Here is a 20,642-nt window from a genome sequence, read left to right as displayed (position 1 = left end):
CCCGTGGGGCTGTCCTGTTCTGTGCGCGGTCAGTTCCTGTTCGACTCCCGTTCCAGCAGCGGGGCCGCGTCGGAGAGTACCCCGGCGATCCTCGCGAGTGTCTCCTCGTCCCGTTCCACGGCATCGAGCACCGGGCCGTGGGCCGTGCCCCAGCGCCGGGCGACCGCGGCCGGGTCCTCGCCGGTCAGCAGACCCGCGGCCTGCGCGGCGGCGCCCAGCGCGACCAGTTCCCTGGCCTCGGGTACCTGGACCGGGCGTCCCGACAGCCGGCGTACGGTCTGCTGCCAGGCCGTGCCCCGGGCGCCGCCGCCGATGAGAAGCAGCGGCGCGGAACGGTCGGCGTCCGCGTCGAGCACCAGGTCGAGGGCGCCGAGGAGCGAGTGGACCGCGCCGTCGTACGCCGCCTGGAGGAGCTGCCCCCCCGTCGTGTCGTGCCGCAGCCCGTGCAGCAGCCCCGAGGCGTGCGGCAGGTCGGGGGTGCGCTCGCCGTCCAGGTAGGGGAGCAGGGTGACACCCGCGCCGGGTTCCACGGCCTCGCGGTCGAGTCCCAGCAGGGCCGCGACACGGTCGACGGCGAGGGTGCAGTTCAGGGTGCAGGCCAGCGGAAGCCAGTCGCCGCGCGCGTCGGCGAAGCCCGCGACGGTGCCGGTCGGATCGGCGGGGCGCCGCGTCGAGACGGCGTACACCGTGCCCGAGGTGCCGAGACTCAGCACCGCGGTACCGGGGCGCAGCCCGAGGCCGAGCGCGGCGGCCGCGTTGTCGCCGGTGCCGGCGGCGACCAGCGTGCCCCTGGAGAAGGGCAGCTCGTCGCGGGCGTGCACGGTTCCCGCCACCTCTCCCGGTCGGACGACGCGGGGGAGCAGGGCGGGGTCGAGGCCGATGTGCGCGAGGACCTCCTCGTCGTACGCCTCGGACCCGGACGCCCACCAGCCCGTACCGGAGGCGTCGCCACGGTCGGTCGTGGCCTCTCCGGTCAGGCGTTCGGTGAGGTAGTCGTGCGGCAGCCGTACGGCGGCGGTGGCGCGGACGGCGTCCGGCTCGTTCTCGGCCAGCCAGGCCCACTTCGTGACCGTGATGGAGGGGCCGGGCACGGTGCCGGTGCGCTCGGCCCAGGCTTTCGGGCCGCCCAGCTCGTCGATCAGCCGGCGGGCCTGGGGCGCCGAGCGCACGTCGTTCCACAGCAGCGCCGGGCGTACCGGATCGCCCTGGGCGTCCAGGGTGACGAGCCCGTGCTGCTGACCGCCGATCGAGACCGCCGCGGCCTCGTGGGCCGCGTCGCCGCACTGGTGGAGCGCCTCGCGGAGCGCGTCCCACCACTGCCGCGGATCGCTCTCGCGGCCCGCTCCGGTGGAGACCGTGTGCGGCGCCTGCCCGCTCGCCACCACCCGTCCGGTGGATGCGTCGACGACCAGGGCCTTGGTGGACTGGGTGGATGTGTCCACCCCGACGACGAGCGGACCCTCGGCTGCTGACATCGGGTTCTCCCTCTTCCGCGGCTCCGCGGGATCTGTCCTGATGGTGGGCTTTTGGACCGGCGCGGCCCAGGTTTCGCACTTCGTCTCTTCCCAGGGACGCCTTCGCATACTAATTTGTTAACCGCCATGACGAAATAGTCGGAGCTAGCAAGGAGCCGCGGCATGAACTACCAGCCCACCCCCGAGGACAGGTTCACCTTCGGCCTGTGGACCGTCGGCTGGCAGGGAAGGGACCCGTTCGGCGACGCCACCCGGCGCGCCCTCGACCCGGTCGAGTCGGTGCAGCGTCTGGCCGAGCTGGGTGCCTACGGTGTGACCTTCCACGACGACGACCTCATCCCCTTCGGGTCCTCGGACAGCGAGCGCGAGTCGCACATCAAGCGGTTCCGCCAGGCCCTGGACGCGACCGGCATGCGGGTGCCGATGGCCACCACCAACCTCTTCACGCACCCCGTCTTCAAGGACGGCGCGTTCACCGCGAACGACCGGGACGTGCGCCGCTACGCGCTGCGCAAGACGATCCGCAACATCGACCTCGCGGTCGAGCTGGGCGCCCAGACGTACGTCGCCTGGGGCGGCCGTGAGGGTGCCGAGTCCGGCGCCGCCAAGGACGTACGCGTCGCCCTCGACCGCATGAAGGAGGCCTTCGACCTCCTCGGCGAGTACGTGATCGCCCAGGGTTACGACCTGAAGTTCGCGATCGAACCCAAGCCGAACGAGCCCCGCGGTGACATCCTGCTGCCCACCGTCGGTCACGCGCTCGCGTTCATCGAGCGCCTGGAACGCCCGGAGATGTACGGCGTGAACCCCGAGGTCGGCCACGAGCAGATGGCCGGGCTCAACTTCCCGCACGGCATCGCGCAGGCACTGTGGGCGGGCAAGCTCTTCCACATCGACCTCAACGGCCAGACCGGCATCAAGTACGACCAGGACCTGCGCTTCGGGGCCGGTGACCTGCGCTCCGCGTTCTGGCTGGTCGACCTCCTGGAGAGCGCCGGATACGCGGGACCCAAGCACTTCGACTTCAAGCCGCCGCGCACCGAGGATCTCGACGGGGTGTGGGCCTCCGCCGCGGGCTGCATGCGCAACTACCTCATCCTGCGGGAGCGTTCGGCCGCCTTCCGCGCCGACCCCGAGGTCCAGGAGGCGCTGCGCGCCTCACGCCTGGACGAACTGACGCAGCCCACCGCGGCGGACGGTCTGCAGGCGCTGCTCGCCGACCGTGCGGCCTTCGAGGAGTTCGACGTGGAGGCGGCCGCCGCGCGCGGCATGGCCTTCGAGCGGCTCGACCAGCTCGCCATGGATCACCTGCTCGGCGCACGGGGCTGATCGACGCCCCGGTGAGGCGTGAGGCCCGCTTCCTGTTGTTGCGGGCCCGCGCCTCCCGGCGCGGATCTCCGCCGGAATTCTCCGGAATCGTGCGGTCCATGGCATGAGTCCGTATCAACTTCCGCGCGGGGGTCGCCTTGTGACCGGTTCGAGCTGACTCTGGACGGTATGGCCACGCCGCCCTTACCGCCCCAGCCCCCTCGACCGCCGGGAAACACACCACCTCGAGGAGGTGGTGGCTTTGGTCCGCCGCCCGAAGGCTACGTGCCCTCGTCCGATGGCCATGGCTCTCCTTCGGGAGGTCACGGCCCCCCGTCACAGGACGGTGGCGGTGGCCGGTACCCCCCGCCACCGCCTCCCGCGCCGCCCGGTGGTCCTGAAGGACATCGTGGAGGGCGGCGACGCAGCCCTCTGCTCCTGGTGCTCGTCGCGGTCGTGGCCCTCGGAGCCGTCGTCGCCGTGATCCTGTGGGCCGGCGGTGGCAGCGACAAGCCCGACAAGAAGGGGCCCACCGAGAGCAGTGGCGGCACGAAGAGCTCTCCCTCGCCCTCGCTGGGCATCCCGTCCGAGCTGCCCAGCGCGCTGCCCAGCGAACTGCCTTCAGGATTGCCCTCGGAGCTGCCGTCGGAACTGCCGAGCGGCCTGCTCAGCGATCTGCCGAGCGGTCTCGGGTCCCTCGTCCCGAATCTGGCCGACGACGAAGTGCCGTACTACATGCTGGGAACAGGCGACTGCTTCGACACCAGCGCGACCCGGCCCGGGCAGGCAGCCAAGCGCCCGTGCGGCGCACCGCACGACGCGGAGGTCGTCAAGGTGGGCGAGCTCAACGGCACCTACTCCACGGACACCGCCCTCAAGAAGGCCGCCTCGGCCCTCTGCGAAGCACCCCTGAAACACAAGGCGGCACAACAGCCCACGGGCACCGTCCGCGGCACCCTCGTTCAGTACCCGGACTCCGGCACCTACCGGACAGGTATCGACAAGGTGGCCTGCAGCCTGGCCGCGGACATCGGCGACGGCACGCACGGACTCACCGCGCCTTTGACGTGACCGGCACGCATGCGTGGCCGCCGTTCGCGCCTCACGCACGCGTGCCGTACGAAAACCGACCTGAGGCTGGATCCGGTACGCGGTCGCGCCCACGCCCGACCTCGAGGAGTGAGCCCGCGGCGTCATTCGTCGATCGGGACACCGCGCGGATCCCCCACTGCCGTCGCGAGAGCCGTGGCCGGATCCCCGACCGCCTGTCCCGCAGGAGTCCAACGGCCACGCTCCTTGCGATACGGCCACCACCGGCCGTCCTGCCCAAGGCGCAGCTGGACCGGTGCGCCGACCACGGTCCAGCGGTTGCGCGAGGCGATCAGCGACGGCCGCTCGTCCTCGTCCCAGGCGGACGCCAGCGCGGCACGCGCGCGTGCGTGTGCCTCCGGCCCCACGGTCCACTCGTCCTCGAGTACGGACAGTGCCACCGCACCGCCGAACTGCCAGGCGCGCACGGCGAGCGCGAGTTCCTGGCGGTCCCGCCCCGAGCCATGGGCCAGCCGCTCGGCTATCGACGCGTCCGCGCGGGCCGCCGCGAGACGGACCGCGTCCTGCTCGACTGTCAACTGCCCCTCCGGTGGCTGCGATCCATGGCCCGGTCCGACCGCCAGGGCCAGCAGCCGGTACGCCTCGGCCGCCGTCGCCATGACCAGGAACTCCAGGGCGGGCGGGTCGACGCCGGGCGCGGGCGCGGTCCCGGTGCCCAGGGAAGGCGGCCGTCCGGGCCTCTCGGGCAGTACGGGAAGGGCGGGCAGGGGAGGCAGGATGTCACCTTCGGCGTATGCCTCGGCGGCCGCCACGCCATGTCGAGGGGATTCGGGCGCTGCCTGGACATGCCGACTCCGTGCGTTCGCGGCGCCGGCGGCGCTGCCGTGCCGGTGGAGTTCGTCGAGCAGTGTCCGTTCGGTGCGCCCGCGCAGCAGCAGCAGGGTGAACGGGTCGTGGTCCAGCAGGCGCGCCATCTGATAACAGAGCGCCGAGGTGTGCCCGCAGTGGTCCCAGGCCCCGCAGTCGCAGTCGGCCTCCAGGTCACCGATCCCCGGGAGCAGTTCGACGCCCGCGTCCGCCGCCTCCTCGACCAGATGCGGCGGCATCTCACGGTCGAGGAGCGCCGCGACGTGTCCGGCCCGTTCGACGGCCATGTCCAGGAAGCGCTCCCACCGCTCGTCGGCCAGTTCCTGAACCAGTACGTCGGCCCGATGCGCGGTGTGGTCGCGATCCCGGACGACGGCCGTGATGCGTCCCGGACGCACCGACACGGAACCCACCGCGCCCGCGCGCGCGCGTCTGCGGCCAGCCTTGAGCTGTTCGGAGTCCAGCGCGGCGTCCTCCAGTGCCTTCACCCAGGCGCGACCCCACCACGTGTGCGCGAAGCCCCGCCCGCGCAGGGGAGGGAGCGCCGCGAACGTGCGTTCCTTGTCACCGTCTGTCATCGTGTGCCCCCGCGCAGCTTCACCAGTTCCGCCAGTTCGGAGTCGGTCAGTTCCGTGAGTGCCGCCTCCCCGGCACCCAGGACCGCGTCGGCCAACCGCTGCTTGCGCCGCAGCATTTCGGCGATGCGGTCCTCGATGGTTCCCTCGGCGATCAGCCGGTGCACCTGCACGGGCCGGCCCTGGCCGATGCGGTACGCGCGGTCGGTGGCCTGTGCCTCCACCGCCGGGTTCCACCAGCGGTCGTAGTGCACGACGTGCTCGGCCCGCGTCAGGTTCAGGCCGGTGCCCGCGGCCTTCAACGACAAGAGGAAGACGGGGACCTCGCCCTCCTGGAAGCGCTGCACCATCGCCTCGCGCTCGTTGACGGGTGTCCCTCCGTGCAAGAACTGGGTCGGTACACCACGTGTCGCTAGGTGGCGCTCGACGAGGCGTGCCATCCGCACGTACTGGGTGAAGACCAGAACGCTCGCGTCCTCGGAGAGGATGGTGTCGAGCAGTTCGTCCAGCAGCTCCAGTTTCCCGGACCTGCCGGGGATCCTCGGCAGGTCCTCCTTGAGGTACTGCGCGGGGTGGTTGCAGATCTGCTTCAGCCCGGTGAGCAGCTTCACGATCAAGCCCCTCCGCGCCATGCTGTCCGCGCCCGAGATCTCCGCGAGTGTCTCGCGCACCACTGCCTCGTACAGACCCGTCTGCTCGGCCGTGAGGGAGACGGCATGGTCGGTCTCGGTCTTGGGCGGCAGCTCGGGTGCGATACCGGGATCCGACTTGCGGCGTCGCAGCAGGAATGGCCGGACCAGCCGGGCGAGCCGCTCGGAAGCCGCCGGATCCTGACCGCCCTCGACGGCCTGCGCGTACCGCGTCCGGAAGGAGCCGAGACTCCCGAGCAGACCCGGAGTCGTCCAGTCCAGGATCGCCCACAGCTCCGAGAGGCTGTTCTCCACCGGGGTGCCGGTCAGCGCCACGCGCGCGCGTGCGCCGATGGTGCGCAGGGCCCGGGCCGTCGCCGAGTAGGGGTTCTTCACGTGCTGGGCCTCGTCGGCGACGACCATGCCCCAGGGCACCTCTCCGAGCCGCGCGGCGTCGAGCCGCATCGTGCCGTACGTGGTGAGCACGAACTCCCCGCCCCGCAGGCCTTCCAGGCTGCGCCGCGAGCCGTGGAAGCGGCGTACCGGCGTACCCGGTGCGAACCTCTCGATCTCGCGCTGCCAGTTGCCCATCAAGGAGGCCGGGCAGACCACGAGCGTGGGGCCCGCGGTCGACTGGTCGGTCTGCCGGTGCAGATGCAGTGCGATCAGAGTGATCGTCTTGCCCAGGCCCATGTCGTCGGCCAGACAGCCGCCCAGTCCCATGGAGGTCATCCGGGCGAGCCAGTCGAGACCGCGCAGCTGGTAGTCCCGCAGTGTCGCGCTGAGCGCGACAGGCGGGCCGACCGGCTCCTGCGACTCCGGGTCCGCCAGCCGCTCCCGCAGCGCCGCCAGCCACCCCGAGGGCAGTACGTCGACCCGGTGGCCGTCGACCTCCGTCGAGCCCGTCAGAGCGGCGCTCAGCGCGTCGATGGGTGTGACCTTGAGGTCCTGCCGTGCCTGGGCGCGGCGCACCTCATGAGGGTCCACGAGGACCCACTGGCCGCGCAGCCGCACCATGGGACGGTTCGCCTCGGCGAGCAGGTCCAACTCCTGCCGGGTGAGCTGCTGATCGCCCAGCGCGAACCGCCAGTTGAAGGTGAGCAGCGCGTCCGCGGACAGAAGGGACGGTGTGTCCGACGAGCCCTTCTCCGGCCCCCGCCCCTCGTCGGGCGGACCGACTACCGCGCGGGTGGTCAGCTTGCGAGCCGGCTCCTTGGGCCAGTGCACGTCGACGCCGGCGAACGCCAGCAGACGGGCGCCCTCGCCGAGGAGTTCGGTCACCTCTTCGTCCGCGAGTTCCACGGCATCCGGAACCGTAGCCGAGAGCAGTGGCGTGAGCGGGGCCCAGGCGTGGGCCGCGCGGCGCAGGGCGAGCAGGACGTCCATCCGAGCGCGCGGGCCGAAACCCGGCGCGCCGGCCCAGACCGCGGAGGCGTCCGCGACGACACCGGGATCGCTCACGCTGTGCACCTGCAGCACCCCGCGGAACGGCACCCGCGTCTCATTCACCTCGACCGACGCCAGGCCCGGGATCTCGACGCGCAGCGAGACGCGCACGCCCGCGTCGTGTCCCGCGGCCACGTCGGCCGCCCAGGCGCGCTGCTGTGGCACGTGCTGCGGTTCCCGTGCGGCGAAGGCCGGACCGCCTGCGGCGAGCGACGCGGCGGGGGAGCGGGGCAGCGCGTCGGCCACCGCGTCGAGGAAGTCGCGCAGCAACCGCTCCGGACCGGGCAGCCGCGGTGGCTCGACGTCACCCACCGGCACGGCGTGCGCCTCGGGCGGCATCGCGGCGGCGAGCTCGCGCATCCGTTCCAGGTCGTCGGCGCACAGCGGGCCCGCGCGCCACGCGTCGTGGCCGTCGCCGGTCAGGCCCGGCAGCAGCAGCCCTCGGGCGGCGAACTGGAGAGCGAGCACGGAGGCGGCTCCCCAGAACGCGGTGGCCCGGTGCGCCCGCTCGGCGGCACGCGCGCGCGTGAGGACCGGCAGCGCGGCCCGGACGGGGAGTTCGACGGCGGCCACGGTCACCAGCTCGACACCCTCGTCGCCGGGCAGGACGACGGTCAGGTCCCGCGCGGTGCCCGACGCCACCGCCGGAGGAGTGTCACCCTCGGGCCGCCAGAAGGCGACGCTCCCGGTGCGGGCGGGTTCGGCGGGCATGAACACAGCACAGCAGTGGGCCAGTTCGGAGATCTCGGCGGGCGTGGCCGCAGGAATTCTCTGCACGGCGAGACGCATTCCTCAAATTTGACTACTTGGGTCGGGGTGGCCGAGGCTACAGCACTTCCCCAGCACGGGCAGGCACGCCGCCGCACTGAAACGGCACACCCCGCATCGGGGGTGCAGGTAACCCCCCTGTGCGTGCGGGGGCAGCCCCCGTACGTATCCGGGTGATGGTGCCATGGCTGCCGACGGGCTCCGATTCGTACGTTTCATCAGGTCAGCCCATGCCTGAGAGAACCGGAGACCCACCATGCCCGACACCGTCGCAGCCGTCGCGGAACACCCTCCAGCGGTAGACGTCGGGCAGTCACCAGGAAGCGGGTTCGCACCTCTCCTGCGCGTCGTCAGGAATCAGGGTCTCCTGGAACGGCGCCGCGGCTGGTACGCGCTCACGATCACCGTGAACGCACTCTTCCTGGCCGCGATCGTGACCGGCGTCATCCTGCTCGGCAACACCTGGTGGACGACGCTCCTTGCGGCGCCCCTCGCCGTGTTCTCGGCACGGACGGCCTTCATAGGCCACGACGCGGGCCACTCACAGATCACCGCCGACAGGACGACCGGCCGCGTGATCGGTCTGATCCACGGCAACCTGCTCCTGGGGATGAGCTACGGCTGGTGGAACGACAAGCACAACCGGCACCACGCCAACCCCAACCACATCGACAAGGACCCCGATGTCGTCGCCGACGTCCTGGTCTTCACCGGTGAGCAGGCCAAGGAACGGGCCGGTTTCCGGCGTTGGCTCACCCGCAACCAGGCCTGGCTCTTCTTCCCGCTCACCCTTCTGGAGGGTGTCGCCCTGAAGGTCCACGGCTTCCGGGACCTGCGGAGGCAGACGCCGCGCGAGCGGGCGGTGGAGGCCCTGCTGCTGATCACGCACGTCGTGGCGTACGCGACGCTGCTGCTCACCTCCATGTCCCTCGGCAAGGCGCTGGCCTTCGCCGCGCTGCACCAGGCGCTGTTCGGCCTGCACCTGGGCATGGCCTTCGCGCCGAACCACAAGGGCATGGAGATGCCCGACCCGGACGGTGAACGCTGGGGCCATCTGCAGCGCCAGGTGCTGACCTCGCGCAACATTCGCGGCGCCGTCCTGACCGACTGGTTTTTCGGCGGCCTCAATTACCAGATCGAGCACCACTTGTTCCCGAGCATGCCCCGGCCCCACCTGAGGCGCGTCCAGCCGCTGGTACGGGCACACTGTCGGGAATTGGGTATCCCCTATGCGGAGACCGGGCTCGTCGACTCCTACCGGCAGGCCCTGCGCCACATGTACGAGGTCGGTGAGCCGCTCAGGGCCGAGTAGTCGCGGAAGGAAAATCGGGGGCGCGTTCGGAAGGACTCAGGGGTGAGTAGGGGAGCGCCTCAGGGATGTCTCAGGGTCGCGCGCTGGAACCGAGGACGGCGCGGACCCGTTTTCAGGACAGAGAGCGGCAGTAGCCGCGAAGGAGGCGACACATGTCGAAGAACGCGAAGATCGCCGCAGGGGGTGTGGCGGTCGGCCTCATCCTGCTGATCTGGCTGCCCTGGTGGGCCGCCTTCCTGATCGTGGTGGGGGTTCCGGCGGCCGCGTACCTGACGCTGGACCCCTCGCAGCGGCGCCGGCTGCGCCGCATCACCCGCAAGGAGCTCGGACGCTGAGCGCTGCCGGCGCGCCGTGGCCCCTCCCGGCGTAGGGGGAGGCCACGGATACATCGCCGCGCGCGGGACTGACGGGCGTACGGACCGCGGGCGGCGGCACGCACCGTCCGCGGTGGTCGCGCGGCGCTGTGGCTCAGCTGGGGCGAACGGCCATCTTGTCGAGGGCTTCCAGAAGGCCGGGCAGTTCGGGGCCGCGTCCGACGGGCAGGACCTCACCGGGTTCGTCGTCCAGGAGGACGAACGCGATGTCGTCGGTCCGCGCGACCATCGACCAGCCCGGGCCGTCCGCCCGCAGGGTCCGGGCGTCGCCGGTGGCGAACGAAGAGCGGACCCGGCCGAGTGGCGGCGGCGTGTCCACGTAGGACCGCGCCTCCGCGAGCACCCGGCGGATATCGCTGCGGCCCCTGCCGTTGCCAGCGGACTCGTCCTGAGGCGTGTTCTCGTCCTGAGCCTTGGCCTCCGCCTGAGCTTTGCTCCCGGCCTGAGCCTTGCTCTCCGCCGTGACGAACTCGTCGTCGTCGATCTGCTCCCGCCACGTCGACCACTGCAGGGCGATCTCGTCGGCGCCGAGCCGCCGTTGCGCAGGTCCCCAGTCGGTGGTGTCCGGAGGACTGAGCGGCGCCCGCTCCGTGAGCTCGGGAGCCGGGTCGTGCGGGGCGGGAACCCCCGGCGCCGCGACAGCGACCGCGAGGGGCCAACCCGGCAGCGCGCAGACGACCGTCCGCTCGTCGGGGGACAGTTCGTGCTCCATGCCGCAGTCCCAGGACGCGATCGCGACGGCGACCAACGAGACATCGTCGATGACGACCGTCCACCGCGCGCCGTCGCCGTCCTGACCGAGCACGATTCCGTACCCGTCGGCCAGCGGCGCCAGGTCGAGCGCCGCGCAGGCCTCCGGGTAGTCGTCCCCCAGCACGCTGGGGAACTTCGAGGGCGTCAACAGCACCGCCGTCAGCACGTACAGCGCGTCGTCGTCCCCGGTGGCGGCGGTGTCATCATCCGTCCCGGCCATCCCAACCTCCCCATCGCAACGTTCGTCGGCGCACCCTAGTGCGACCGGAAGGTGCTTGTCACGGGCCCGAAGCCCACGCGGACCTGCAGTTATCCGGCTGGACAGGGGCGAAACGACCGTCGCGGCCCTGGCCGTCAGCCTGTCGGCAGACCGAGCAGCGTCCGCGCCACGGTACGGGGTGACTCGTCACGCTCGCGCGCCAGGGCGATGACCGCGCGACAGGCCAGTTCGTTCACCCCGAACGACAAGGCCTCGGGCGACACCCAGGTAGCGGCCTCGTCGATCCGCTCCTGGTCGTCCTCCGCGCACGCCGACACATAGGCCGCGGCGGCCTCGAACAGGTTGTGCGCACGCTTCTCGGGGCGCTGCTTGGCGGGCCGCCGCTCTCCTGCCCCCTCGGCCGCCCTGGGGCCCCACAACATGCGGAATCTGGCGAACATGCCGGACATCGGACCGCCTTCCCCTGCGGGCTCGTCATCGCTGACCGTTCATCTGCTGCTACTCAACGTAGAGTTGAAGCCTCGGCGGCAGAAGGGGGGCGGCTCGGTGAAGCGCTACGAGCGACTCGAGCGGATTCGGCGGATGGACCCGCGTGAAGAGGCGTCGGAGATCTACCGGCTCAGCTCCGTCTACGAATTCCCCTGGGACTTCACCCGCGCCCTGGAACTGGCCCTCTACCGCACGTACGCCATCCCCGGCATCGGCCGCCTGCTCGCCGAGACGGCGGAGCTCACCGACCGCACGCAGAAGCGGTACGACGACACCGCGCTGCTTCTGGACACCGTCGTCGAGCACGGCTTCGACTCCGAGGAGGGGCGTACCGCGATCCGGCGCATCAACCAGATGCACCGCAGCTACGACATCGGCAACGCGGACATGCGGTACGTGCTCTGCACCTTCGTGGTCGTGCCCAAACGGTGGATCGACGCCTACGGGTGGCGCAGGATGTCACGGCACGAGATCGTCGCGTCCGTCGTCCACTACCGCACTCTGGGACGGCACATGGGCATCAAGGGCATCCCGGAGACGTACGAGGAGTTCGAGGCGTGCCTCGACGCCTACGAAGAGGCCCATTTCGGGTGGGACGAGGGCGCGCGTCGCGTCTCCGACGCGACCCTCGGCCTGATGGCCTCCTGGTACCCGCGCCCCCTGGCGCCCCTGCTGCGCGCCTCGACGCTCGCCCTGCTCGACGAGCCGCTGCTGCGGGCGTTCCGGTACGAGCCGCCGGGTGCTGCCACCCGCGCGCTGGTCCGCCGTGCCGTACGGGCGCGCGGCCGTCTGGTCCGGCTGCTGCCGCCCCGCAGGGCCCCGCACCACGCACGACACAACCGGGAGATCAAGGGTTACCCGAACGGCTACCGCGTAGCCGAGCTGGGCACGTGTCCGGTGCCAGGCGTGCGCGGCTGCCCCGCCTCACCCGTCACTCGCGTCGAGTGAGCCGATCGTGGCCCGCAGCCAGGACAGTTCGGCCACGCTCGTGGCCCGCGCGATGGTGAGGATGCCGCGCCTGAAGGGGTCGTCCAGCTCCTCGGCGCGCAGGGGCCGGTCGCCTTCGTAGAAGAAGCTGGCCGGCTCTTCCAGGAAAGTGAGCCTGCGGCGCAACACCGAGGCCTGCGCCGCGGGGTCGTCGAGGTGCCTCAGGAAGGCGAGCACCGTGAACCAGCGGTTCTCGTCGGTGATGTCGCTGCGCGCGGGTTCCGCGAGTCGGCGGCGCAGTGTGTCTTTGCCCTCCTCGGTGAGGGTCAGGACATGGCGAGGGGCGGCCACGGCGCCCGGCTCCGTCGTCCGCGCCAGCATGCCCGCCTTCTCCAGCCGCTTGATCGCGGGATACAGCGTGCTCTCGGCGACGGGTTTCACGTGCCCGGTCAGCGCGGTGAGGCGCTTGCGGAGTTCGTAGCCGTGCAAGGGGGAGTCGTACAGAAATCCGAGGATGGCCAGTTCCAGCATGTCTCGCATTGTGTCGCACGGGCGCTGCGCGTCGGCCGTCAGCGCCTCCGTTCCGCCACGCCCCGCTCCGTCGCTGTCGAGAGAACTTGATGCATCGCCACCGCAATACATCCGTGTCGAGGTATCCTCTTCGGGATGTCAGGAACGACGAAGCGGCTCCAGGAGGAGAAGCGATGAAGCAGGCAGAGTTCGACGGCAAAGGAAGTCGGATCCGCTGGACGGAGGCCGCAGGCGCGGGTCCGGCCCGGGTGTATGTGCACGGCCTGGGATCGGCCTCGACGGTCTACAACGCCCACATCGCCGCGCGGCCCGAACTGGCAGGGCGTCGCTCCCTGTTCGTGGACCTGCCGGGTCATGGCATCAGTGACCGGCCCGTGGACTTCGGTTACACCCTGGAGGATCACGCCGACGCGCTGGCCGCCGCTCTGGACGAGGCCCGTGTCACGGCGGCGGAGCTCGTCGCCCACAGCATGGGCGGCGCCGTGGCCATCGTGCTCGCGGACCGCCGGCCCGACTTGGTGTCCAGGCTCGTCCTCGTGGAAGCGAATCTCGACCCGTACCCTCCGGACGTGGTGGGCGGCAGCGGCATCACCTCGTACTCGGAGCGGGAGTACGTCGAAAACGGCGGCCACGCGCGCGTGCTCGACAAGATCGGCCCCACCTGGGCCGCCACCATGCGACTCGCCGACCCGCTCGCCCTCCACCGGACCGCGACCGGACTCGCGCGCGGCACCACGCCCACGATGCGCCGTCTCCTGGAGACGTCGACGGTGGCCCGTGTCTACCTCCAGGGGGAACTGAGCGGCGAACTGGACGACAGGAAAGGCCTGGAGGCCGCCGGTGTGCGCGTGGTGACCGTACCCGGAGCGGGACACAACATCATGTTCGACAACCCCGACGCCCTTGCGGCCGAGGTCGCCGCAACGGCCTGAGGTCTCAGCTCCGGTGTACGGCGAGCGCCAGGAAGCGGGCGTCCTCGTCGGCGTACGACGTCATGTCCCATCCGGAACCTGCCAGCAGAGGCCGCAGATTCGCCTCCGCGCGCAGATCGTCCGGCGTGATCCGGCGACCCTGGCGGGCCGCGAGCGCCGCCCGGCCGATCGGATGGAACAGCGCCAGCGTGCCGCCGGGACGCACCACCCGCGCCAACTCCCGCAGATTCGCCTCCGGGTGCGGGAGGTGGGCGACGAGGCCCGCGCCGAACACGGCGTCGAGCGATCCGGTGCGCAGCGGCAGCGCGGCGACGTCGGCGAGCAGCAGCTGCCCGTCGCGGTCCCGCCCGGCCCGTACGGCGGCTGCCAGCATCGCCGGGGTCAGATCGGCTCCGATGACCACTCCGGACGGTCCCACGGCCGCTCGCAGCGGCGGCAGGGCGCGCCCGGTGCCGCAGCCCGCGTCGAGTACCCGGTCGCCCTCGCGCAGACCGAGTTCGGCCGCCGCCGCCGCGTACGCGGGCCCGTCGTCGGGAAACCTGACGTCCCAGTCGGCGGCGCGCGCCGTGAAGAATTCCCGGACGTGTGTGTGGTTCTCGCTCATGTTCCGCATGATCCCGCACCGACACGAAGGACGACACTGCGCACACGTTCGAGCGTGACACGATCGCTCGCCTGCCTCTCTGCGTCAGATTGCAACACTTTTCGAAATGCGCCCTCTTCGTGCGCCCCTACCCGGGCTAACGTCCGTGGGCCATGGGACACCTGGACCACGCCGCCTTCGGCTGGCTGACCCCCGTTCTGTCGTACGCGATGGCCTGTACCGGCGCCGCTCTCGGGCTGCGCTGCACGGTCCGCGCGCTCGGCGCCACCGGGCGTTCGCGCCGCAACTGGCTCCTCGCCGCGGCCTCGGCCATCGCCACCGGCATCTGGACGATGCACTTCGTGGCGATGCTCGGGTTCAGCGTCGGCGGCACCGAGATCCGTTACGACGTCCCGCTGACCATCCTGAGTCTGCTCGTCGCCCTGGTCGTCGTGGGCGCGGGTGTCTTCGCCGTCGGATACGGCCGCGACCGGGGGCGTTCGCTCGCCCTGGGCGGACTCACCACAGGGCTCGGGGTCGCGAGCATGCACTACCTCGGGATGGCCGCGCTGCGGCTGCACGGCTCCGTGCGCTACGACCCGTTGCTCGTCGGACTCTCCGTGGCGATCGCCGTGGTCGCGGCGACCGCGGCCCTGTGGGCGGGGCTCAACATCAAATCGCCTGTCGCGGTCGTCGGGGCCTCACTCGTCATGGGCGGCGCCGTGAGCAGCATGCACTACACCGGAATGCTGGCGGTCAGCGTCCGCGTCAGCCCTTCCGGTCAGGCTCTTCCCGGGGCCACGGTGATGCAGTTCGTCTTCCCCCTCGCCGTCGGCCTCGGGTCCTACCTCTTCCTGACCTCGGCGTTCGTCGCGCTGTCACCCACGGCCCACGAGCGCGAGGCATCCGCGGCGGCCCAGCGGCCGGTCGAGAGCGCCGCGCGCTGACCACGGTCCCGGTACCGAGCCGACCGCCCGGAATGCCCCCGAATCATTGAGTGAGGAGGCCATGCGTACACCCCGTACAACCCCCGCACCCGGCGCCGAGCCGCCGTCCCAGGCTCCGGCGCGCGGCCGTCGTGCCCATGCCGGCCCGCCCGCCGAGGAGCACGGCGGCCGCGACGAGAACGCCGGCGGGATGGGACCCGGGGCGAACCCGCGTCCCGAGGCGATCCCACGTCCCGCCGGTCGTTGGAGTCCGCGCCCCCGCACCGTGCGGGCGAAGATCATCTGTCTGTTGATGGTGCCGGTCGTCTCGCTGTTCGCGCTGTGGGCGTATGCCACGGTGGCCACGGCTCAGGACGTCGCGCGACTGCGACAGCTGCAACGCGTGGACTCCATGATCCGTGTTCCGATCGACGACGCCGTCACCGCGTTGCAGGCCGAGCGGGCGGCGTCCGTCCGCTACGCGACCGATCCGGACTCCGAGCGGCAGAGCGACCTCAGGGCGCTCGCGGAACGCACCGACCACGCGGTGGCGAAACTGCGGCTCGGCGACCGCAACACCGTCGCCGACGGCGCCGACCTGCCTGCCGGGGTGGCAGGGCGCCTCGACTCCTTCGTCACCGCAGCGGAGGACCTGCGAACGCTGCGCAGCGCCGTACGGGAGCGCCGTACCGGCTGGGACGAGACCTACGGGCAGTACACCGAGGCCATTTCGGCGGCCTTCGCGGTGACCGGCTCACTCACCAGCGTCGAGGACCCGGGTCCGGGATCCGAGGCGCGCGTGCTCCTCGAGTTCTCGAGGGCGGGGGAGGCGCTCGCGCAGGAGGACACGGTGCTGTCCGGCGCGCGGCTCGCGGGCACCCTGGACGGCGAACGACTGCGGCTGTTCACCGGAGCCGTGGCCACCCGCCGTGCGCTGACCGACGCGTCCGTCGCGGATCTGCGGGGGGCCGAACAGGCGTCCTGGCGCGACCTCATGGGCGGTAGTGCGTACGCCGACGTGGGCGCCGTCGAGGACAGGGCGCTCGCGTCCCGGCCGGGCGCCACCGCCGTGGACGCCGCGCCGGAAGGCGACTGGAACGCGGCTCACGCGCGCGTGCGTGACGCCATGCGCACGATCGAGGCCGACGCGGGCCGAGGTGTCGAGGGCCGGGCCTACCCGCTGAGCCGCGGTCTTCGAACGCCCGCCGGCGCCGCCGTCGTGTTCGGTCTCACCGCCGTCGCCGCGTCACTCGTCATCTCCGTACGCATCGGCCGCGGCCTGGTCGTCGAACTGGTGGCCCTGCGCAACAGCGCCCTCGAGATCGCCCGGCGCAAACTCCCCGACGCCATGCGCAAACTGCGCGCGGGGGAGGAGATCGACGTCCGGGCCGAGGCCCCGTCGGGGCCGCCCTCCGACGACGAGACCGGCCAGGTCGCGGAGGCCCTGAACACCGTCCACCGGGCCGCCCTGCACGCCGCGGTCGAACGCGCGGAACTCGCGAGCGGAATCTCCGGAATCTTCGTCAATCTCGCCCGCCGCAGCCAAGTCCTCGTGCATCGCCAACTGAGCCTGCTGGACAGCATGGAGCGCCGGTCCGAGGATCCGGACGAACTGGGCGACCTCTTCAGGCTCGACCACCTCACCACCCGTATGCGGCGCCACGCGGAGAACCTCATCATCCTCTCGGGCGCGGCACCCGGCCGGGCCTGGCGCATGCCGGTCTCACTGACGAACGTGGTCCGCGCGGCCGTGTCCGAGATCGAGGACTACGCGCGCGTGGACGTACGGCAGTTCCCGGAGACGTCCGTCATCGGCGCCGCTGTCGCGGACCTCACGCATCTCCTTGCGGAAGTCGTCGAGAACGCCGCGCAGTTCTCACCGCCGCACACCCATGTCCGTATCACCGGTGAGCCGGTCGGCAACGGCTACGCCCTGGAGGTCGAGGACCGGGGGCTGGGGATGGGCAAGGAGACACTCGACGAGGCCAATCGACGCATCGAGGAGACCGAGACGCTCGACCTGTCCGACAGCGACCGTCTCGGTCTCTTCGTGGTCAGCAGGCTCGCCGCCCGGCACGACATCAAGGTGCACCTGCGGACCTCGCCCTACGGAGGCACCACCGCGGTCGTCCTGCTTCCCACGGCGCTGCTGCACCCAGGTTCGGCGGAACGATCCCCTCGCGGGGCGGACACCGAAGAGCCCGCGGAACGCGAGTACGCGCGCGTGTCGGCCGCCCCCGAAAGGGAGGTCGTCCAGGCGCCCGCCGAGCGGCCCGTCCTCGTGGCTCCCGTACAGGCCGCCGTCGAAGCCCCCGTGGACACCACACCCGAAACACCGCCACCTGGAGTCACCACCTTGCGGCTGCACCGCACTCCGGAAGCCTCCGACGGTGACGACGGCCTCCCCAGGCGCGTACGGCAGGCCAGCCTTGCACCCCAACTGCGCGAAGAGCGCCCTGAGGAGCCGGCCCATGCGCCCGGTCCCCGGAGCGAAGACACCCGCACCCCCGAACTCGTACGGGACCGTATGACGGCCTACCGCGACGGCTGGGCGCGCGGCAGCGGCCGGACATCCGGTCCCGGCGGCACCTCAGCCCCCGACGCGGGTGGCGACAGCGGCGAAGGAGACCCCGCGTGATTCAGGACCCGAGCCTGCGGGCTGCCCAGAGATCCGGCGAGCTCGACTGGCTGCTGGACGACCTGGTGCTTCGTGTGGCCGAAGTACGGCACGCGGTGGTGCTGTCGAACGACGGGCTGGCGGTGGGAGCCTCCACCGGCCTTGGCCGCGCGGACGCCGAACACCTGGCCGCTGTCGCCTCCGGCTTCCACAGTCTGGCGAAAGGCGCGGGCCGTCATTTCGGTGCCGGGGGCGTACGCCAGACGCTGGTCGAGATGGACGACGGCTTCCTGCTCGTGGCGGCAGCGGGCGACGGGTCGTGCCTGTCCGTCCTCACCGCCGCGACGGCCGACATCGGGCTGGTGGCCTACGAGATGGCACGGCTGGTCAAGCGCGTCGGCGAGCACCTCCACGCACCTCCGCGCGCCGCCGCGCAACCGCCCGCCGCCGGATCGGCCGAGGAGGGCCGATACGGATGAGCGAGGGCGTGGTGGGCAGCCAGTGGTACGACAACGAGGCGGGACCCCTCGTCCGCCCGTACGCGATGACGGGCGGACGCACCCAACCCGGCCCCACCGGGGTGCGCTTCGACCTGATCGCTCTGGTCACCCTCGAAACGGCCGCGCCCGGGGCCGACGACGACTCGCTTCTCGGGCCGGAACACCGCCACCTCATCGACCTGTGCCGTGTCGAGACCCAGTCCGTGGCCGAGCTCGCCGCGGACACCGACCTGCCGGTAGGCGTGGTCAGAGTGCTGCTGGGCGACCTGCTGGAACGCGGCCGCGTCACGGTCAGCCGCCCGGTGCCGCCCGCACAGCTGCCCGACGAGCGGATCCTCCACGAGGTGATCGAAGGGTTGAGGGCGCTCTAGATGAACGATGTCGGCCCGGCCAGTACCCGCTTTTGCCCACGTCCGGACGCCGAACAGCCGCGAGACGGTCGCAACGGTCCATTAGCGGTCCGTTCCCGCGCGGGGAAGGCGCAGTTGCCATGATGCTGACTTCGCGCACCCGCAGACCTGTACCGAATGCACCGAAGCGCCCGCCATGCACCTGCGTCCCACCCCACCGGGTGCGGACGGGCCATGCCGACCTTTGTCGGCACTCCCGAGGGAAGTGATCGATGGTCTCCGAGAACTCCGACGCCTCGGCCGCCGAGTCGTCCGCGCTGGCATTGAAGATACTGGTCGCCGGTGGGTTCGGCGTGGGGAAGACCACCCTGGTGGGCGCGGTCAGCGAGATCCGCCCGTTGCGCACCGAGGAACTGCTGAGCGAGGCAGGCCAGTCGGTGGACGACACCGAGGGTGTGGACCGCAAGGCCACGACGACCGTCGCCATGGACTTCGGCCGCATCACCATCCGGTCCGGTCTCTCCCTCTACCTCTTCGGCACCCCGGGCCAGGACCGCTTCTGGTTCCTGTGGGACGAACTGTCGCTGGGCGCGCTCGGAGCCGTCGTCCTCGCGGACACCCGGCGGCTCGAGGACTGCTTCCCGGCGGTGGACTACTTCGAGCACCGGCACATCCCGTTCGTGGTGGCCGTCAACTGCTTCGCGGGCGCCCGGGCCTACGGAGCCCAGGACGTGTCCCGCGCCCTCGACCTCGACCGGGGCACGCCGGTGGTGCTCTGTGACGCCCGTGACCGGGACTCCGGCAAGGAGGTGCTGATCCGACTGGTGGAGTACGCCGGGCGGGTGCACACCGCCCGGCTGCTCGACTCCGTCGGCTGAGAAGCCGAGTCGCCGGAGGCCCACGGACGAGGGGATCCATGGAGTGTCGTTCGGAACAGGCGGACGTTCGCGGAGGCGGTCGGCCACAGGACGTCGCATCTCACAGTCAGCCTGATCCGAACGACGGGATCCGCGTCGGCCTGCCGTACACGGCTGTGCCGCCTGGCCTACTCCGCCACCGCGGAGTAGGCCAGGATCTTGTCGATCGGCACGCGTACGAGGAGTTCGCCCGGGACTCCGTTGCGTTTCCCGAACTCCTCCGCCCGCTCCGCACCCATGTAGCGGCCACCGATTCGGGCGGCCCAGCGGCGCAACTCGTCAGGGTCCTCGGACAGTTCGGCGCGGCCTTCCAGCACCACGAAGTCGAACGGCGGCCGGTCGTCGTCCACACAGAGGGCGACGCGGCCGTCACGGGCCAGGTTCCGTCCCTTCACGGTCTCCTTCGAGGTGTTGAAGATCAGGTCGTCACCGTCCAGCAGGAACCAGATCGGCGCCACGTGCGGACTCCCGTCCGCCCGGACGGTCGACAGTTTTCCGGTGCGGGTGCCGTGCGAGACGAAGGCCCGCCATTGCTCGTCGGTCATCTTCTGTGCCATGCCCCCATCCTCCTTGCCCGGAGGGCGGCCGTGGGGAAGGCTGGCTGGTCGAATCCTCCGGTCAGGGGGAGACACGACACGGGGAGACGGACATGGAGCAGAACACGCGACTCGGCTGGCTGCTGGACGATCTGACCGCGCGCGTCGAACACGTCCGGCACGCGTTGGTGCTCTCCAACGACGGGCTGGTGACGGGGGCGAGTACGGGACTTCGACGCGAGGACGCCGAACACCTGGCGGCGGTCTCGTCGGGTCTGCACAGTCTGGCCAAGGGCTCCGGCCGTCACTTCGGCGCGGGCCAGGTGCGTCAGACGATGATCGAGTTCGACGAAGCGGTGCTCTTCGTCACCGCGGCGGGAGACGGCAGTTGCCTGTGCGTTCTCAGTGCCGCCGAGGCCGACATCGGCCAGGTCGCCTACGAGATGACGCTGCTGGTGAACCGTGTCGGCGAACACCTGCGAGTGGACACGCGCCAGCCGGAGCGATCCCCCTCGCTGGACTCCTGACCTGCGGAGACGTGTTCGCGGCGGAGTTAT

20 protein-coding genes are annotated in these 20,642 nt (G+C 71.3%); 12 read left to right on the top strand and 8 right to left on the bottom strand.

What is annotated here, in order from left to right:
* Positions 1 to 29: 29 nt before the first annotated feature.
* On the bottom strand, positions 30 to 1,475 hold the full coding sequence (xylB, locus tag OHB41_RS07095; protein ID WP_266697089.1) for a xylulokinase: 1,446 nt from the start codon (positions 1,473 to 1,475) through the stop codon (positions 30 to 32).
* Between the two features lie 162 nt (positions 1,476 to 1,637).
* On the opposite strand from xylB, the gene xylA reads away from it, so the two are divergent.
* Together xylA and OHB41_RS07085 are read left to right on the top strand one after the other, a co-directional pair.
* Positions 1,638 to 2,804, top strand: coding sequence for a xylose isomerase (xylA, locus tag OHB41_RS07090; protein ID WP_266697088.1), 1,167 nt, complete (start codon positions 1,638 to 1,640; stop codon positions 2,802 to 2,804).
* Positions 2,805 to 3,224: 420 nt separating this feature from the next.
* Positions 3,225 to 3,854, top strand: coding sequence for a hypothetical protein (locus OHB41_RS07085; protein WP_266697087.1), 630 nt, complete (start codon positions 3,225 to 3,227; stop codon positions 3,852 to 3,854).
* A 122-nt stretch (positions 3,855 to 3,976) separates the two neighbouring features.
* Here the strand turns inward: OHB41_RS07085 and OHB41_RS07080 are convergent, their stop codons facing one another.
* Positions 3,977 to 5,278, bottom strand: coding sequence for an SWIM zinc finger family protein (locus OHB41_RS07080; protein ID WP_266697086.1), 1,302 nt, complete (start codon positions 5,276 to 5,278; stop codon positions 3,977 to 3,979).
* A complete protein-coding gene (locus OHB41_RS07075) occupies positions 5,275 to 8,139 on the bottom strand; it encodes an SCO1167/SCO6262 family helicase (RefSeq protein ID WP_526024896.1) in 2,865 nt (954 codons plus the stop codon). Before OHB41_RS07075 ends, OHB41_RS07080 begins: the two co-directional genes overlap by 4 nt.
* A gap of 235 nt (positions 8,140 to 8,374) precedes the next feature.
* On the opposite strand from OHB41_RS07075, the gene OHB41_RS07070 reads away from it, so the two are divergent.
* Together OHB41_RS07070 and OHB41_RS07065 are read left to right on the top strand one after the other, a co-directional pair.
* Positions 8,375 to 9,430 carry a fatty acid desaturase family protein gene (locus OHB41_RS07070; RefSeq protein WP_266697084.1) on the top strand — a complete coding sequence of 352 codons (1,056 nt, stop codon included), beginning with the start codon at positions 8,375 to 8,377 and terminating at the stop codon, positions 9,428 to 9,430.
* Between the two features lie 152 nt (positions 9,431 to 9,582).
* Positions 9,583 to 9,765: a tail-anchor membrane protein gene (locus OHB41_RS07065; protein ID WP_148008078.1), complete on the top strand. Its 183-nt coding sequence runs from the start codon at positions 9,583 to 9,585 to the stop codon at positions 9,763 to 9,765.
* A 133-nt stretch (positions 9,766 to 9,898) separates the two neighbouring features.
* Here OHB41_RS07065 and OHB41_RS07060 read toward each other — a convergent pair whose 3' ends face one another.
* Entirely contained in the window at positions 9,899 to 10,777 is an 879-nt protein-coding gene (locus OHB41_RS07060) for a hypothetical protein (RefSeq protein ID WP_266697083.1), read from the bottom strand.
* A 134-nt stretch (positions 10,778 to 10,911) separates the two neighbouring features.
* Entirely contained in the window at positions 10,912 to 11,217 is a 306-nt protein-coding gene (locus OHB41_RS07055) for a hypothetical protein (protein WP_266697082.1), read from the bottom strand.
* A 106-nt stretch (positions 11,218 to 11,323) separates the two neighbouring features.
* On the opposite strand from OHB41_RS07055, the gene OHB41_RS07050 reads away from it, so the two are divergent.
* Positions 11,324 to 12,214: an oxygenase MpaB family protein gene (locus OHB41_RS07050; RefSeq protein ID WP_266697081.1), complete on the top strand. Its 891-nt coding sequence runs from the start codon at positions 11,324 to 11,326 to the stop codon at positions 12,212 to 12,214.
* Here OHB41_RS07050 and OHB41_RS07045 read toward each other — a convergent pair.
* Complete coding sequence (locus OHB41_RS07045; protein WP_266697080.1) at positions 12,191 to 12,724, bottom strand: PadR family transcriptional regulator; 534 nt, start codon at positions 12,722 to 12,724, stop codon at positions 12,191 to 12,193. The two genes, OHB41_RS07050 and OHB41_RS07045, sit on opposite strands and share 24 nt — an antisense overlap.
* Before the next feature lie 173 nt (positions 12,725 to 12,897).
* Between OHB41_RS07045 and OHB41_RS07040 the strand changes: the two genes are divergently transcribed.
* Entirely contained in the window at positions 12,898 to 13,656 is a 759-nt protein-coding gene (locus OHB41_RS07040) for an alpha/beta fold hydrolase (protein ID WP_266697079.1), read from the top strand.
* A 4-nt stretch (positions 13,657 to 13,660) separates the two neighbouring features.
* On the opposite strand, the gene OHB41_RS07035 is transcribed toward OHB41_RS07040, so the two are convergent.
* Positions 13,661 to 14,260: a class I SAM-dependent methyltransferase gene (locus tag OHB41_RS07035; RefSeq protein ID WP_266697078.1), complete on the bottom strand. Its 600-nt coding sequence runs from the start codon at positions 14,258 to 14,260 to the stop codon at positions 13,661 to 13,663.
* 152 nt (positions 14,261 to 14,412) lie between these two features.
* Here OHB41_RS07035 and OHB41_RS07030 point away from each other — a divergent pair, with 152 nt between their 5' ends.
* The 5 genes from OHB41_RS07030 (at position 14,413) to OHB41_RS07010 (ending at position 19,510) form a co-directional block, all read left to right on the top strand.
* Positions 14,413 to 15,186: an MHYT domain-containing protein gene (locus tag OHB41_RS07030; protein ID WP_266697077.1), complete on the top strand. Its 774-nt coding sequence runs from the start codon at positions 14,413 to 14,415 to the stop codon at positions 15,184 to 15,186.
* A 61-nt stretch (positions 15,187 to 15,247) separates the two neighbouring features.
* Complete coding sequence (locus OHB41_RS07025) at positions 15,248 to 17,803, top strand: sensor histidine kinase (RefSeq protein WP_266697076.1); 2,556 nt, start codon at positions 15,248 to 15,250, stop codon at positions 17,801 to 17,803.
* A complete protein-coding gene (locus OHB41_RS07020; RefSeq protein ID WP_266697075.1) occupies positions 17,800 to 18,261 on the top strand; it encodes a roadblock/LC7 domain-containing protein in 462 nt (153 codons plus the stop codon). Before OHB41_RS07025 ends, OHB41_RS07020 begins: the two co-directional genes overlap by 4 nt.
* Positions 18,258 to 18,653, top strand: a complete 396-nt coding sequence (locus tag OHB41_RS07015) for a DUF742 domain-containing protein (RefSeq protein ID WP_266697074.1) — start codon at positions 18,258 to 18,260, stop codon at positions 18,651 to 18,653. Before OHB41_RS07020 ends, OHB41_RS07015 begins: the two co-directional genes overlap by 4 nt.
* A 251-nt stretch (positions 18,654 to 18,904) precedes the next feature.
* Positions 18,905 to 19,510 (top strand): GTP-binding protein, encoded by a 606-nt coding sequence (locus OHB41_RS07010; protein WP_153292055.1) that lies wholly within the window; start codon positions 18,905 to 18,907, stop codon positions 19,508 to 19,510.
* Positions 19,511 to 19,677: 167 nt separating this feature from the next.
* Here OHB41_RS07010 and OHB41_RS07005 read toward each other — a convergent pair whose 3' ends face one another.
* Complete coding sequence (locus OHB41_RS07005) at positions 19,678 to 20,106, bottom strand: PPOX class F420-dependent oxidoreductase (RefSeq protein WP_266697073.1); 429 nt, start codon at positions 20,104 to 20,106, stop codon at positions 19,678 to 19,680.
* A 92-nt stretch (positions 20,107 to 20,198) separates the two neighbouring features.
* On the opposite strand from OHB41_RS07005, the gene OHB41_RS07000 reads away from it, so the two are divergent.
* Entirely contained in the window at positions 20,199 to 20,612 is a 414-nt protein-coding gene (locus tag OHB41_RS07000; protein WP_266697072.1) for a roadblock/LC7 domain-containing protein, read from the top strand.
* The last annotated feature ends 30 nt before the right edge of the window (positions 20,613 to 20,642 follow it).

It is taken from the genome of Streptomyces sp. NBC_01571 (assembly GCF_026339875.1).
In the GTDB taxonomy this organism is placed as follows: domain Bacteria; phylum Actinomycetota; class Actinomycetes; order Streptomycetales; family Streptomycetaceae; genus Streptomyces.
Note: the sequence above shows the minus strand (reverse complement) of the source record. Positions and strands in the feature narration are given on the sequence as shown.